At 38.9% G+C, this 16329-nt stretch carries 9 protein-coding genes; all 9 read right to left on the bottom strand.

The genetic code is table 11. The features are described 5' to 3' along the window. Window positions 1-242 precede the first annotated feature (242 nt). Window positions 243-2024 carry an arylsulfatase gene (locus tag ACT29I_RS05435; protein ID WP_430933484.1) on the bottom strand — a complete coding sequence of 594 codons (1782 nt, stop codon included), beginning with the start codon at window positions 2022-2024 and terminating at the stop codon, window positions 243-245. Window positions 2025-2034: 10 nt separating this feature from the next. Further along, window positions 2035-3357 (bottom strand): sulfatase, encoded by a 1323-nt coding sequence (locus tag ACT29I_RS05430; RefSeq protein ID WP_444792864.1) that lies wholly within the window; start codon window positions 3355-3357, stop codon window positions 2035-2037. Between the two features lie 170 nt (window positions 3358-3527). Further along, window positions 3528-5117 (bottom strand): sulfatase family protein, encoded by a 1590-nt coding sequence (locus ACT29I_RS05425; protein ID WP_444792863.1) that lies wholly within the window; start codon window positions 5115-5117, stop codon window positions 3528-3530. A 211-nt stretch (window positions 5118-5328) separates the two neighbouring features. Beyond that, window positions 5329-7941, bottom strand: coding sequence for a glycoside hydrolase family 3 C-terminal domain-containing protein (locus tag ACT29I_RS05420; RefSeq protein ID WP_444792862.1), 2613 nt, complete (start codon window positions 7939-7941; stop codon window positions 5329-5331). 44 nt (window positions 7942-7985) lie between these two features. After that, on the bottom strand, window positions 7986-9380 hold the full coding sequence (locus ACT29I_RS05415) for a glycoside hydrolase family 30 protein (protein WP_444792861.1): 1395 nt from the start codon (window positions 9378-9380) through the stop codon (window positions 7986-7988). Between the two features lie 16 nt (window positions 9381-9396). After that, window positions 9397-10995: an alpha-L-fucosidase gene (locus tag ACT29I_RS05410; RefSeq protein WP_444792860.1), complete on the bottom strand. Its 1599-nt coding sequence runs from the start codon at window positions 10993-10995 to the stop codon at window positions 9397-9399. A gap of 7 nt (window positions 10996-11002) precedes the next feature. Further along, entirely contained in the window at window positions 11003-12523 is a 1521-nt protein-coding gene (locus tag ACT29I_RS05405; protein WP_444792859.1) for a sulfatase-like hydrolase/transferase, read from the bottom strand. 153 nt (window positions 12524-12676) lie between these two features. After that, a complete protein-coding gene (locus tag ACT29I_RS05400) occupies window positions 12677-14341 on the bottom strand; it encodes a hypothetical protein (RefSeq protein WP_444792858.1) in 1665 nt (554 codons plus the stop codon). 5 nt (window positions 14342-14346) lie between these two features. After that, window positions 14347-16209 (bottom strand): family 78 glycoside hydrolase catalytic domain, encoded by a 1863-nt coding sequence (locus ACT29I_RS05395; RefSeq protein WP_444792857.1) that lies wholly within the window; start codon window positions 16207-16209, stop codon window positions 14347-14349. Window positions 16210-16329 lie beyond the last annotated feature (120 nt).

Below are 16329 nucleotides of genomic sequence, written 5' to 3'. Positions count from 1 at the left end.
AACTAATTAATTCTAAAAGATATATTTTCCTCATCACAAAAACAGACTAAAGGAAAAACTATGATGCTTTATTTTTTTTATAATGGAACATCCTCATTGTTTATTGACCCTCTCTATTCTATTAAAGCCGGAGACGCTCTCCATTTTTTCTTTCAAGATTATTGCTACCTTCAGCAGGTTCAAGCAAGCCTGGTACTGCACTCCCTTATTACCCTAATTTAAGGCTGCCTGAAACTTTGATTTTATTCCTTACTCTTTTTTACCTCTACGTAAAAAGGCATGAGGTACTTTATTTTATCCTTTTCTTTTATCAATACTACCGGAATAATATCTGCTTCCCCTTTACCTAGGTCAAACTGACCCAACGAAAGCTTTCGATCCAAAACATGCTCAAAAGAAAAGTTTTGTTCCTCTTTTCCAATTTTTAGCTGAACCTCGCCATTACCTTCAATCACCTTCTTAAAATAAAGGTTAATTTCATATTTGCCGGCTTGTGCTATTTCCGTTTCCCAATATACAACTTCCTTTTCTGCATCCTTGTGAGCTGTGAAGTGCACATCGTTTAAATTAAGATAGACTGGATTTTCGAACTCAGTTCCAATCACCATTCGTGGTGAATGCACAATGTTTGGAGAAGCCTGCATGTCTGTAAGCCAGGTATCCAGTTCTTCTTTCAATTGTATAGCTACCTTTGTATTGCTGTTTACAATATTGTTCTGCTCGTAAGGATCGTTAGCTAAGTTATACAATTCAAACTCCTCTATTCCTGACGACTGGTCACAATTCCCAACAAACTTATGTTCCCCCCTGCGAACCATCATGTTTTTATATCGTTGAGGTTCTCTTCGCGTCCAGTAGCGACAAATGGAACGTTCGGGCAAATCGCTTTGTTCCTCTTTTAACAATGGCAATAAACTTACACCGTCAATCTTTCTATCATCTGGAATTTTCGCTCCACACAAGGCTGCAATAGTTGGAAAAATATCGAAATGCGATGCTGTTACCTCAATATCCCTGTTTCCTTTAAATGCTGCCGGATATCGCCAAAAACATGGCACATGAATCCCGCCTTCGTACACCGATGATTTACGACCTCGCATTCCGGCCAGATATCGATAAGGTATGGGTCCATTGTCGGTCATGAAAATCATCAAAGTATTTTCTTTTAGATTTAGTTGATCAATTTTAGCAAACAATCTACCCAGGTTATCATCAATATTGCTTACCATAGCATATACCTTTCTGGCCTTTTCCTTCATTGGTTCTGTCATTTCAGGAAAAGGTCTGCCATCATTCTCAAAGCCCGATGCCGGATCAATATCTTGATACCTATTGTAATACTCCTGCGGAACCTGCAGTGGATCATGCGGTGCATTAAATGCCAGGTAAAGGAAAAAAGGTTCTTCCTTATTTTCTTCAACGAAATCGATAGCGGCATTTGTGAACACATCGGAACAATATCCTTCACGCTCTACTATTTTACCGTTACTCCATAAGGTAGGACTAAAATAGCTCTTATTAAATTTTAAATGGTTAGGCCAATCTCCCCATTGTCCAATTCCACCCGACAAATGACGCAAGGTATAGCCAAACCCCTGGTCTTCCGGACGAAATGGGTAGTTATCACCTAAATGCCATTTACCAATCATACCCGTTTTATATCCTGCATCTTTTAATACTTCGGCAAGGGTTATTTCACTGGTTGCCATGATAGCTCCACCTTGATAGGTATCGTGTACTCCTGTTCGTAAAGAATAACGCCCCGTTAATAAAGAAGCGCGTGTTGGAGCACAAACCGGAGATACCAGGAATTCGCTGAATCGGGCACTCTCTCCGGCAAATTTATCCAGAACAGGTGTTTTTATATGCGGGTTTCCATAATAACCCAAATCGCCAAAGCCCTGATCATCCGTCATGATTAAAATGACATTAGGTTTTGAAGACTTGCCAGTTTCATTAACATGAGTGCAACCTCCCAAAACTAATATCAGAAATATACCCAGATAATCGATGGATTTTCTCATCACAGTTTCGTTAGTAAATATTGTTTTTTATAGCCCTCTCCCACAAATCTATTTTTTCAACCATCTCTTTAACCAATTCCGGATTTTCATTGGCCACATTGTTGGTTTCTCCAATATCCGATTTCAGATTAAACAACATAGGTTCAGCTTCCTTATTTGGCAACATCAATTTCCAGTCACCCTTGCGCATTGCTCTTCTTTTAACATACCCCCAGAATAGTTCACGTTGTGGCAAATCTTCTCCTTTGAATAAAAGATTTTTAATACTAATCCCATCAATTTCCTTAGGCATTTCTGCACCTATCATATCCACGATGGTAGGATAAAGATCCATGGTTAAAATAGTCTGGTCATTTACCTGGTTGGGGGCAATTTTACCCGGAAACCATGCCATGGCCGAAACTCTATGCCCACCTTCCCAAAGATTTGACTTATATCCTTTTAGAGGTCCATTACTTCCTACTTTTTTAATTCCGCCATTATCGGAACAAAAGAATACAAAGGTGTTCTTATGCAGGTTTAAGTCTTTCAAGGTACTCATAACTTTGCCAATACCTTCATCCATCACCTCTACCATTTCTTTGTAAATCAAGTCTAGTTCTTCTTGCGGTATATTAACCTTTAATTTCGGATCGTTTTTCCAGCCAATAGACCTTTCTGCTTTTGAGTTTCGACCTTGAAAAGGACCGTGTGGAGCCTCGTGCGGGATATACAGTAAAAAAGGTTTGTCTTTATGACGTTTAATAAAATCAACGGAATGTTTTGTAATTAAATCGGTTGAATACCCCGATTCTTTCTTTAGTGTATCGTCATACCACCAATCCTCATAACCTTCCTGATCGATATGCGAGTGATAATCCACATTACCTGAAACGTAACCTATATATTCATCGAATCCCTGATGAACAGGATTAAATTTTGTTTGGTAACCTACATGCCATTTCCCAAACATTCCGGTTACATACCCGGCCTCTTTAAAACTTTCTGCAAATGTTTTTTCGCTTGTTTCCAAACCATGATGTCGGTGATGCTTTGCCGTTACCACACCGTCAATACCCACACGTTGCTGATATTTACCCGTTAACAATGCTGCCCGTGTGGGGCTGCAAACCGGTCCGTTAGAGTGGAAGTCAGTAAACCGAATTCCTTCATGAGCCATTTTATCCAGATTTGGCGTATTAATGTACTTATTTCCGTAACAAGATAAATCACCGTAACCAAGGTCATCGGCCATGATAATAATAATATTTGGCTGCTCTGTTTTTTTAGGCGAACAATTGACAAAAATTACCCCTAAAAACACACAAAATAATATAAAATGACATTTTATCATTGATCCACTTTATTAAACAGTTTTATTCACAGTTTTTTAACATCCCCATCCCCGCACTTTTGGTGCGTCAGTTCCCTTAGCATCTAGGCTAAGGGGAAGGGCCTTTAGATTATTGGAAAAATACACATTTCCTAAAATTATTTTTTCAACATGTTAATCATGTCAAATTTTTAATCATCCCAATGCCTGGCAATAATATCAAGTATCTCAGGGTTTTCGGCATCTGTATCGCCCAGAGCGATTCTTTGCCTTAAGATTTCCTCCTTCATTTCCTTGATGATTTCCTGATATTCGGGATCATCGTAGGCGTTATGCAATTCGTTCGGATCTTTTTCTAAGTCAAAGAAATCCCAGTATTTACCTGTATTTGCACCTTCCTCATACTCATTATCTTTAAACCCATGACCGTAGAAAAAAGCCAGCTTAAAGCGTTCGCCCCGGATACCAAAATGTCCCGGACGGTTGGTCTGGTGCTCCCAATAGCGGTAATAGCCGTATTCTCTCCAATCTTTTGGCGTTTTCCCTCGTAAGTTCGAACGGAAACTATGCCCCTGCATTTCCGAAGGATACTTCGCTTTTGCATAATCTGCAAATAAGGCTGAAAAATCCACGTTTTCAATAATATCTGTATTACGGGTTCCTGCCGGAATCTCTTTAGGATATCGAATAACAAACGGCATATGAATGGATTCTTCATAAATCATTCGTTTATCGAACCAACCATGTTCTCCCAGAAAGTATCCCTGATCCGCTGTATAAATAACGATTGTGTTTTCTGCCAGTCCTGATTCATCCAGATACTTTAAAAGTTTACCTATGTTATCGTCGATAGCTGCCCCGCAGCGCATAAAATCTTTTACAAATTTCTGATAGGTCTTCATGCGGGCTTCTTCGTGCGTTAATCCATCGACCGAAAAAGGCAGCTCGGGATAAAACATATAATCTGCTTTCTCATCAGGGTGTTCTGTAGCAAAAAGGTAACGTTTTTTTAAATTATCAATAGACTGACCTTTGAAAGAGCGACCTGTTTCTTCCGCACCTCTGTCCCAAAATGAGTCTGGTACCGGTATTTCCTCATTACAATATAAGTGACTGAAGCGTTTGGGATAATCATATGGTTCATGCGTCGCTTTAAAGTGACACATGGCCATAAATGGTTTGGACTGGTCGCGATGCTCAATCCAGTCGATGGTCATATCCGCGATTACATCTGTACTAAAGCCCTCATAAGGGATACCCCCTTCATGTCCATCGCCCCAGTTTTCTTTTGTTTTTAATATTGGATCCCAATATCTTCCTTGTCCTGGCAAAACACAGTAATAATCGAAACCGGTTGGCTCTTTTTTAAGATGCCACTTTCCAATAATCGAAGTTTGGTAACCAGATGCTGTTAGGACTTTGGCAATGTTATTTTGCTTTGGGAAAAGTGAACCGCTCAGTGTTTTAACTCCGTTACGATGACTGTATTGTCCTGTTAAAATAGTTGCTCTACTGGGGGTGCAAATAGAATTAGACACCAAACAGTTTTCCAACACACAGCCTTCATCCGCCAACCGGCTGATATTGGGCGTGTGCACATAATCTTTAAGAATACCGCCATAAATACCCCATGCCTGTCCAGTATGGTCATCGGCCATGATATAAAGAATATTTGGACGTTTAGGTATTGTTTTGTTGTCGGTCTTTTTAGCATTTGTACAACTAGCTAATCCTGAAACGATAATAGCTAGTGATAGGACCCATTTAATTTGTTTATTCATTGTTAATTATATTAATTCTAATTTTTAGGGCTTTTTTATAACACAAAACATCGAAACCAGGTGCTTTGCTGATTATTATCTCCATTCCGATACATTCAACTTTGTATTCCAAAGTATCCCTAACATAAGGAGATGCATCGGTTTTACTCATATTATATACCTGGGGCTCCGCTGGGCTGCACTAGGCTATTACTCTACATTCCTATGGGGTTTAGTCCATAACTTCAACCTGTGCTTTAATCATTTTTGCGGATGATGAACCTATGCCTAATTCAAACTCTCCCGGTTCTACTATTATTTTCTGTTGCGCTACATCAAAAAATGAAAGGTCATCCGGTGAAACCGTAAATGTAACTTGGGTTGATTTTCCAGGATCAAGAAATATTCTTTTAATGCCTCTAAGACTTTTTAATGGTCTTACTTCTTTGCTTTCCTTATCGGTTACATATAACTGTACTACTTCCTCTCCGGCTACTCTTCCAGTATTGGTTATTGTAACACTTACTTCTACAGATTCATCCGCATTTATTTTAGATTCCGAAACACTTATATCCTTATAATCAAAATCCGTATAACTTAAACCATAACCAAATGGATAAAGTGCTTCACCTTCAAAATATCGGTAGGTTCTGCCTCTCATGTGATAACTGACAAATTGTGGCAGGTCTTTCACTGATTTATAGAAAGTCACCGGAAGTCTTCCTGAAGGATTATAATCTCCGAACAACACATCGGCAATGGCAGTTCCGCCCAACTCTCCGGGATACCAGGCTTCCAGTATAGCCGGCAGGTTTTCGTCTTCCCAATTAATAGCCAGAGCACTGCCGTTTAACATGACAAAAACGACTGGTTTGCCTGTGGCGTGTAAATCTTTGATTAATTGCTTTTGAATGGCAGGCAATTGAAGGTTGGTTTTATCACCTCCATCAAAACCATCATATGGAACCCGCATTTGCTCACCTTCAACAGCAGCTGAGATACCCCCCACAAAAATTACTGCTTCCGATTTTTTTGCTATTTCGATAGCCCTATCGTAAGAACTTGTCTCAGGTTTAATCCATTCCAGAATCATCTTTGTTGGGTAACCAATATGTTTACAATCGATATTGATGGCGTATTTTTTTCCTTTCTTCAAGAAAACTTTTGCTGTTTGTCTTCTGCGTTTGACTTCCTCCCAATTATTAATCAATATTTCGTCATTGATTGAAAGTCTGCTTGCATTACCTGCCGTTAACGACAACGTATACTCACCCGACACATCTACTTTTAAAATACCTTTAACATTTGCTGAGAACTCTCCATCTTTCTCCAGACCTTCGACTTCAGTGGTATTCCAGTTAGAGTTAATCACCTTCTCCATCCTTGATATTAGCGCTGTCCCCGTTAAATCTCCACTGTTATAGTATGTAGTCTGCAAACCTGGTTTACCGTCATAACTTAAAAAATAGGAAGGGATAAGCGTAAATGCTTGTTTTGTATCAATCAGGTTACATCCTGTTTCGAAATAAACTTTTGTATTCTCAGCAACTTTTTCTTCAATTCCCTGAAGTGGAGTAATGTAATTTTCAGGAAAACCGTTGTAATTACCTAATAACACTTCCAGGTGATTGGCATTAGGACCAACAACTGCTATGGATCCGATCTCTTTTTTCAATGGTAAGGTGTTATTTTCATTTTTAAGCAATACCATTGATTTGTGGGCAGTTTCCAACGATAACGCACGATGCTTTGGAGAACTCACCAAATCCATCGGAATTTGAGCATAGGGTACATTCTCCGGCGAGTCGAACATACCTAATTTAAAACGTGCCATAAAAATTCGTTTCAAAGACACATCAATTTCCTCCTCGGTAATCAATCCTTGTTCAACTGCCCCTTCAAGGTAAGCATATCTAAAACCACAATTTAAGTCACATCCTGCCTGAACAGAAACCGCTGCCGCTTCTTCTTCAGAGTCGGTAAAGTTATGGTAGTCATATACATCCCGAATAGCGTTACAATCCGAAACGATATACCCTTCAAATCCCCAATCTTTACGCAGGATATCGGTCAATAAACGAGGACTTGCACAACAAGGCTCGCCATTGGTACGGTTATATGCTCCCATGACTGAATAAGCTTTACCCTCTTTGATACAAGCTTCGAAAGCAGGCAAATAGGTATCATGAAAATCACGTTCGTTTACGGCAGCATCAAAGAAGTGTCTTTCAGGCTCAGGACCACTATGTACCGCAAAGTGTTTAGGTGTAGCCACCAGTTTCAGGTATTTCTCATCATCTCCCTGCAAGCCTTTTACAAAGCTCACACCCATGCGACCGGTCAGGTATGGATCTTCTCCGTAGGTCTCCTGTCCGCGACCCCAGCGTGGATCACGAAAAATATTAACATTGGGCGTCCAGTAGGTAAGCCCCTCGTATCTTTTAAATGAGTTGTTTCTTAATGCCTCATGATGTTTGGCTCTAGCCTCGTCGGAAATAGCCATTGCCGAACGATAAATCAAATCGCTATCAAATGTAGCAGCCAAACCAATAGCCTGCGGGAAAACAGTTGCTTTACCTGCCCGGGCAACACCGTGCAAACATTCGTTCCAATACTCATGAGCAGGAACTTCTAATCGCGGAATAGCAGGCGCATCGTTCATCATTTGCCCCACCTTTTCCTTCAAGGTCATTCGGGAAACAAGGTCATCAACACGTTCCTCAAAACTCAAACATTCGTTTAAATAGGCAGGTTTACCTTCTTCCTGAGCATGGCTTGCAACACATATAAACACCCAAAGGAACAAGGCGAATAATTTTGAAATATTTGCTTTTAGACTTAACATGATTATTTTCTTATTAGATTTATTATTGGCTTTTTTAAATGGTTTTAATCTTTATTTACCACTACAACCGATATGGACTGAGCGGGTATATCCACTACATTTGCCTGCTCATCTTTTAGCCAAATATCAAATGTCTTTGGTTTGTCAGACTCATTTTTTATAAAGAGATATACGTTCTTTTCATCTGCCAGCGTTATCGTTTCGTTATACCATGAGGCGGACGCAATTCTTTTCATTCCCGGACGCATGAACTTACCGAAAAGAGACATCGCAGCATAATCGGGGTTGTAGGTCACCGTTTTATTTTCACGGTCGATATTGATCAGGCTGTTTTGTTTCCATCCCCAACCACTTGTTTTTGTTTCATTTAAGATCATATTCCAATAGCAGAAGTTTGGCACCCCGTGATTGATGTATGAAGATACTTCGTCAAAGCGGGAGAATGCTTGCTTGACACTATTTTTTCCGCCAAAACAAATACCTTCCGTATGCAGAAATTTTATTTCAGGGAAAACGGCTTGCATATTTTCAATTTGTCTTGAGTTAATATACTGAATCCCGATGCCATCAACTGCTTCTCTCCAGCTCTTATTTGAAACAAACTCCAATCCGTCTAGTCTTTTAGCCGTGCGAAAAGATCCTGCCCAAATTTCAGCTTCAATGTTATCCTGTTGAAATTGAGGACGCAGATAATTAATAATAAATTCGCCCATTTGCTTTGGTGGCATATTACATGAAGGATATTTGGTAGTGATGTCCTGTTCGTTTTGAATCACGATTTTATCAACCTTGATACCCTCTTTTGCATAGGCTTTTACATATTTAGAAAAATACAGGGCGTATGCTTTGTAAATTTCAGGGTCGTCCTTTAAAACGTTTTTTGATGGGTTTTCCGTACCCCTATCCATTAAGCCCGACTCTTTCATCCAACCCGGAGGACTCCATGGCGAGGCAAACAAGGCCATATCGGGGTTATATTTATAAGCCAGCTGAATGTACGGTATGACCGTATTTTCTTCTCTCTTGATAGAAAACTTTTTCATTTTATAGTCATCCGGTGTTTCACTATAGCTATAAGCATCAATCCCAAAATCACTAGCGCCAACTGCGGTACGGCATACTGAAAAGTTAGAAGCATTTGGGTCAAACAAATTTTTCATGACATCCTTTCTTTCCGCATCATTTAAGGACATCAGTGCTTCCCCACCAATTTCATTAAACGCACCTCCAATTCCTTCAATGGTTTGAAAAGTAATATCCGGATAAACCCGTACCGATATTCCATCGTTGGTTGACATTCCCGCAATTACTTTGATAGGATTTGATGCAATCTCCTTCCCTTCAGTCAGCTCAATATAATATACCTTTGCATCGTTTTGAGCGCCTACAGATATTGCCATTGCCAAAACAGCAACTATTGAATATATAAACTTTCGCATATCGTTTTTTTATTGTTTACTTTACAAAATTGGCTTTAAGCACAAACGGAAAACTTTTCCCGTTCACCGCAGGTATCTTAATTGTCAGTTTTTCTTTGCTTTGTTTAAACCTGATTGATCTACCATCGTATAATTGCGCCAGGCTTTTCAATTTACCAGGATTTACCTCGCTAGAAACACCCAAAGAAGGAATTAAGATTTCTCCTTTTGCAGGATTCATAACAACAATATAAAAATCATCTCCCTGGGTGGTATAACGTACCTCGTCGTGAGCAAAGGCCGGAGTAGCTGTGGTTCGCTGGTTAAAATGCTCGCCTTTCTTTTGGGCTGCTACGGCATTTCTTAACTCAGCATCAACTGTTTCTACTTGCTCCCCACGTACGCTTTTGCCATCACCATACACTTTCCACGGACGTGTTCCGTAAATGGCTTCACCATTTACCTTCAACCAGTCACCAACCGTTTTAACCGTTTTCTTTATTTCATGAGGTATTGTTCCATCCGGATTCAATTCCATACTTAAAAGCAGGTTACCGTTTTTGCTCACTGCATCAACCAACATTTCCAAAATAGTTGTGGCATCATGTGTTAAATGACGGTCTTTCTTGTAAAACCAATCCGTAAAAGTAATTTCAGATTGCCAAGGATATTCGCGCAAGGTATTGCTACCTCCTGATTCCACTTCCTCAACAGTACCTTTCTCCTTCCTTTTAAGAAGCATTACAGCATCAATCTGTCCAGTTTTATTTAGGCTGTTATTGTACATTCTGCGGCATACTTCTTTGCCGTGGTCACCATAAGTAAATTTTAATCCATCGTTATACAATAAGTCTGGCTCGTATTTATCTACTAATTCAAGATGTCTCCTTTCCCAGTTTTCTTTAATGGAATCAATCATCTCCGGAGTGCGATCTTCTGGAGCAGGACCGTATAAATCTTTTGGATCTAAACCTTCCCACCAAAGACCTTTACCGTCTTCTTTAGTTAATCGTCCATCGTAAGGAACACCGGCTTTATCACCTGTTTTATCAGCACCAAAAGCTGGTTTCCACCAGTTTAAAAAGCGATCGTCGTGACTGGTAACACCAAATTTCAAATCTGCTTTTTGAGTTGCTGCTTTAAATTCTCCAATAATATCTTTTTTAGGCCCTACATTTACCGAATTCCAATCATGGTAAGTAGAGTTCCATAAATCGAAATGATCATGATGGTTGGCCAATGCCACAATATATTTAGCCCCGTTTTTTTTTGAGAAGTTAACTAAGTATTCTGCATCGAAGTTTTCGGCTTTCCAGGAGTTGATCACATCTTTAAAGCCAAACTCCGATGGATGTCCATAGGTCATTTCATGATATGCTCTTGCCATTTTACCGAACTTTTGCCTACCCACATCTTCCATGTACATATGGCGGGCATACCACCCCCCTCCTTGCTCTGGTGCGGCTTGTGGTCCCCAGTGAAACCAGATTCCAAATTTTGCATCTCGAAACCATTCAGGGCATTCGTATTCCTTGACGATTTCATCCCATGTTAAATCCTTCTTTTGCGCATTAACAACTATAGCAAAAAAAACTACAAATGCTAATAACTTATACCGTAGATTCACTCTCATCATATCTTATTTATTTTTCTTTAAAATTATAGTCTTCCGGATTATCGTATAACCCAAATTCTTTTTTGCTTAAATCGGCAGGATCGCCGGTTTCCTCAATTAACTCTTGTAATTCTTTTAACAGATCCTCTTTAATTGAGCCATATTTTTCGTCCTCAACTAAGTTGGCCAGCTCTAAAGGATCGTTCTTCAAATTAAATAATTGATACGTAAACACATCGTGTTTTGCACTCACAATTAATTTATAATCACCTTTGCGAACTGCCCTATGCCCACCTCCCGGATTATGTTTAAGGCTGTGTCCGTGCAAAAGATCACCAGGCCATGAGTTGTAAGCAAAAAGCATGCTGTTTCTTACAGACTTGCTTTCGCCTTTTATTACCGGCGTTAAATCTTTTGTTTGAACGGATTCAGGGATTTCTAATCCTGTTAAACCACAAAGTGTCGGGAAAACATCATGCAAATAAGCTAAAGCATCCACCTTTGTGTTTTCAGGAATATTTGGACCACAAAAGATTAATGGAACGCCAACACTATGCTCATATACATTTTGCTTGCCCAACAACCCATGCTGACCCAGTGCTAAACCATTATCTCCGGAAAAAACAATGATGGTATTATCGACTTTTCCGGCTTCTTCCAACGCTTTTAATACTCGTCCTATTTGAGTATCTGTTGCAGTTATCATGGCATAATAATCAGAAATTTCCTGCTGAATTATTTTTTCCGTTCTAGGAAACGCTACTAACACTTCATCTCTAATTCTATCGTCTGCAATTTCAAAAGGATGCTCTGGCATAAAGTTTTTTGGTAATTCAATAGCATTAGCAGGATATAGTTCTTGGTATTCTTTCGGAGCTGTTCTTGGATCATGCGGTGCTGTAAAAGCAACATACATTAAAAAAGGATTATCTTGATTATAATTCTCAAGGAAACCAACGGCTGCATCAGCAAAAACCTCACTACTAAATTTCTCTTTTTGCTGATAAGGTTCAGACCAACCCGCTTCTGGCGTATAGTCCTTAACTTTGGTTCCGAAGTGTGTTGTCATCCCGCCTAAAAAGGCAGACTTAATTTGACTGAATCCACGTTCTAACCAAATAGAACCATTATGTTGCTTTCCGGTAGCAAAGGTGGTATAACCATTGGCTTTAAAATACTCCGGAAAAGTTAACAAATCACTTTTCCCCCTTTCCTCCTTTGGAAAGGCAAATTGCGCATATACGTTTGGCTCTATGTTAAAATAGTGTCTTCCGGTCATTAACATAGCTCTGCTAGGAGAGCATACCGCAGCAGTTGCAGCCCCTAAAATATATGAATTGGTAAAACTGGTTCCCTGTTTAACCAACTTATCCATATTTGGCGTTTTTACCTTATCGTGATCATAGGCTCCAATCGTTCCCTGACGCTGATCATCTGTAAAAAGAAATAATATATTTGGCTTTTCAACCTTTTTTTTATCTACCTCATTACAGCCAAATAAAACTATGGCAATAATAAGTATTGCAATGTTTTTAAAATTCCCCATCATTTTTTTTTATTAAGCACCTTACCGATAAAAACGGCCAAGGATGCCAGTCTATTAAAATCCTATTCATTAATTTTGTCCCCATACAGGTCGATCAGAACTGTAGGTACGACATAATAACAGTAAATCAAGAAGCGTCTTTCTGTTAAAATAATTTTAATATTTACTTCTTAATTCATTCACCTTATCATCTGCACAATTTCTGGTGTGACGCTTGTATTCTTTGGTATATAAAGTGGCCAGTGAACTATATTTTTTCGGTAATGCGTTATACTTAGCCCAGGCTTTATCATATGCTTTAATCCACTTTTCAACTCCTTTTCCATCCCCTTTACTGTCCGCATAAGCCATGTAAATTAAAGAACGATATATTTTAAACAGATACAAACCATATTCAGCAGATCCAACAGCATGGTTAGCCGCTTCGTCATTTTCCCAATGGATCGCTTTTGCCAGCTTAACGATCTCTTTCCACTGAACTATAGACTCATTTTTTTGATGTAAGTTTCGTTGCTGAGCAACAGCATCTTTAGGAGTTCCAGGCCAGGCCATTCCCTGATCACGGGTCCAGGAAGGCATCATGTCTCGATAGGTAGAATTCCTGCCTCTTACTACTGCTTCTGCAGAAAGCAAACACAACTTTCTAAATTTTGCCACATCACCACCTTTTAAATGAATACGTTCGCTGGCATATCTATTTAAGATGCTTTCTTCTGTTTGTTTAGGATCTTTGGCCCATTGTGCCATTACCCAGGCATTTACATCGCACCACATTTCATCCTTTATATATGGTCCATCCCATCCTCCACCTCTTGTCCAGGTCCAAACACCGGCATATAAATCAGGTCGCTTCTCAACAAATTCCGAAAGGCTGTTTATCTTTTCTTCCGGCATGCGCATGTGCTCTTCAAAACCATTTATTACCCCATTAGCAATGTAATTTGGATAAGCTCCCTTTCCTTCGTATTCGCGAGCGCACTGCACTTCGATGATTTGCTTATGACGACCTTGCCCAATTACCTTACTAAAAGCATTCGCTCTATGAAAATCGCCTTCACAATGCTTAATACTTATTGTTAGATTAGGGTGTGGCTCAATGGCATCATTCACTTTAATATACGTATTTAATTTCACATCAAAAGATCTCCAGGTACGAAAAATCAGTTTCTTATTTCTCTTAACACAAATTTCTTCGCGTAAGATTTGGATTAGAGGTATAATCGTATTATCAGCATCCTGTCGATCAAGAATAGAACCTTTATGGTAGGGAGCATCGTGCAAATAGGTTTCTCCAATACGAACAACTAAGCCATCCATAGCAGGAAACTGAGTAAATATTTCATCTATTTGAGCTCTAATAAACTTAACTGTTTGCGGATTATTTGGATCTCCAAATGTTTCCTCCATATTGTATTTTTGTATCAGTCTCTTTGGAAACAAAACCAGATCGGACATAGCATATATATCCATATCCTGCGCTTTACAAGCTGCATGCATCTTTTTAATTTGTGCTGCTTTTGCATCTACCCATTTGCGATCATCTGAACCTTTTGGTAAGATATCTTTATCTACCGATTCCCAATTAATAGCTAAGGCAGGCGATTCAAAAAGGAAATACACTTTACCATTATAGCCCATCTCTTTCATCACTGCCGGGTCGTTATAGGCTGAATTATAGGGTTCCTCACCTGGATTGTGGTGAACCATATCTAATATTAATGTTTCAGCAGAATTAATTTGTCCAAACAAATTATGAACTAAGAATCCAGAAGACATTAAAATTATAAGTGCGAATATTTTCATTTTATTTATTTTCTTCATTATTACTATTTTCTTACTAATTTTAATTTAATCAGATTACTACCTCCTTTTAATTCAACCACATTACCGGAGTTACCGGAACGCTTAACTTGGTTCCATTTAGGAGGTAAGATAAATTCACCCACCATATTATTGGGTAGTTCAATTTGAAATACAGCCACTTTATTTTTGCTTTTATATTTGGCGTATATACACCCTTTAGGCGTAGGAACCTTAATTTCTGAAGACAATAAATCAGCCATTTGAGGTTTTACCAGTACACTATTAAATCCCGGAGTTGATGGTTTTATTCCCCACATATAACGGGTAATCACATTTAAAGGTGCTGTTCCCCAGGCATGGTTCCAATCTAAATTGGGTTTATACTTTTTGTCCCAGGCCTCCCAAGTCATGGTTGATCCTGATTTTATCATGTTCCACCAGGTTCTGTCATGGGATATATCTGTAATTAAATCCAGAGCATATTGGGCTTCTTCGGCCTTAAAAAGACCCTCTAATAAATATTGAGCACCATATACACTACAAGCCATTCCTCTGCCTTTAATAAAATCAACCACCGATGCAACATGCTCTTCAGGCACTAAACCAAAGGCCAAAGGAAACATATTAGCATGTAATGCAGCGTGTTTGGAACCTTCACCATCAATATACACTCCTCGAGACTTATCAAATAGTTTTGTATTGATTGCTTTCTTAACAATTTCAGAATTTTTCTCAAACATAGCAGCATCCACCGAGTTACCTACCACTTTAGCAATTTGTGACATCAACACCATGTTGTAGTAATAAAACGAGTTTACCACGGTGTTTACATCCACCATATCATACTTATCGCGTTCACCTTTTTCCGGTAACCACTTCTTACCAGTATTCCCTCTTGCCGGTGGCCAGTCAACAATGTCTTTAACCTGTGTTTGGGGATTTTTATAACCCAGTTGCATTTTTAATTCCGGGGTTAACTTCTCCGATTTTACGCTAATTAATCCATCTTCACGCGCTAAATCATGTAGTGTTTTAAGCTTTAGTTTGTCGTAATGTTTTTTGAGTGGTTCTACATCGCCGGTATACATATAGTCCTGATAGAATACCATTACTGTGTGTAACAACCATTCGGTTGGCCAGGTGGCATGACCTAAAAAATATTCGTTGGTTCTACGTGCAATAGCATAAACACTATCTACACTATAATGACTTAGCTGGTTGATATACGCATCTGCCTCATAAGGTATGCGCTCTCTATCGCCATCCACATAATAACCTGTAAATGTAGTTGCTTTGATGGTATGTTTACATAAATCCCACACTTGGTTTAGTATGGTATCAGAGGATGCAAAATAACTTGCATCATCATTAAACTTGTAGTGATATGCTTTTTGGTATATTTCGACATCCTCAATAGGTATCTGAAGGTTTTCCAATTCGCAATATCTGAATGGCATTACTACGCCAAAGGAATCGGGTAATAGAATTGCCGGAGGGTTTGAATTTCTTTTGTAAGGAATAAGTTTTATAATTTCCTTTTGATCGGCTTGTAGCTGAGGAAGCTTAATTTTTTGGTATCGGATTGTTCCTCCCGGGTTTTGATCTATAGAGTTTAGATCGGATAATTTTTCCCCAACATGAACAGTTATTGTATCGTTTTGGCTTTTATTGGCTTTGAGAACAGCCGTGCCGAAATAAGCTTTACCAAAATCTATGAGATAATGATTTTTCCCAAGCTTCTTAATCTTTTGAGGATAATTTACTGTGCTTGAATATTGATATGTTGTTGAAGTATTTACAATTTGAGCATTTGCCGAATAACAATTTGTGCCAAATAACAGCACGATACAATACCAATTTAAAATATGTAGCTTTATTAATTTCATAGAAAGAGAATTAATTAGAATCAAGAATCATATTTTAAGCCCTTAATACCGCTATTGCATTCAAACATTAAAAACTCCAGCCTGACAAAACAGGCAGCTATAACCCATTAAAACTACTTC

The sequence above is a fragment of the Saccharicrinis sp. GN24d3 genome, assembly GCF_052400645.1.
In the GTDB taxonomy this organism is placed as follows: Bacteria; Bacteroidota; Bacteroidia; order Bacteroidales; family Marinilabiliaceae; genus Saccharicrinis.
The sequence above is the reverse complement of the archived record's forward strand: the minus strand, read 5'-3'. Positions and strand labels throughout refer to the sequence as shown.

What these genes read in the sequence shown, in the direction of transcription:
- ACT29I_RS05435 (WP_430933484.1), bottom strand. Translation starts at nt 2,024, where the DNA reads ATGAGAAAATCCATCGATTATCTGGGTATATTTCTGATATTAGTTTTG.
- ACT29I_RS05425 (WP_444792863.1), bottom strand. Translation starts at nt 5,117, where the DNA reads ATGAATAAACAAATTAAATGGGTCCTATCACTAGCTATTATCGTTTCA.
- ACT29I_RS05395 (WP_444792857.1), bottom strand. Translation starts at nt 16,209, where the DNA reads ATGAAATTAATAAAGCTACATATTTTAAATTGGTATTGTATCGTGCTG.
- ACT29I_RS05400 (WP_444792858.1), bottom strand. Translation starts at nt 14,341, where the DNA reads ATGAAGAAAATAAATAAAATGAAAATATTCGCACTTATAATTTTAATG.
- ACT29I_RS05415 (WP_444792861.1), bottom strand. Translation starts at nt 9,380, where the DNA reads ATGCGAAAGTTTATATATTCAATAGTTGCTGTTTTGGCAATGGCAATA.
- ACT29I_RS05405 (WP_444792859.1), bottom strand. Translation starts at nt 12,523, where the DNA reads ATGATGGGGAATTTTAAAAACATTGCAATACTTATTATTGCCATAGTT.
- ACT29I_RS05410 (WP_444792860.1), bottom strand. Translation starts at nt 10,995, where the DNA reads ATGATGAGAGTGAATCTACGGTATAAGTTATTAGCATTTGTAGTTTTT.
- ACT29I_RS05420 (WP_444792862.1), bottom strand. Translation starts at nt 7,941, where the DNA reads ATGTTAAGTCTAAAAGCAAATATTTCAAAATTATTCGCCTTGTTCCTT.
- ACT29I_RS05430 (WP_444792864.1), bottom strand. Translation starts at nt 3,357, where the DNA reads ATGATAAAATGTCATTTTATATTATTTTGTGTGTTTTTAGGGGTAATT.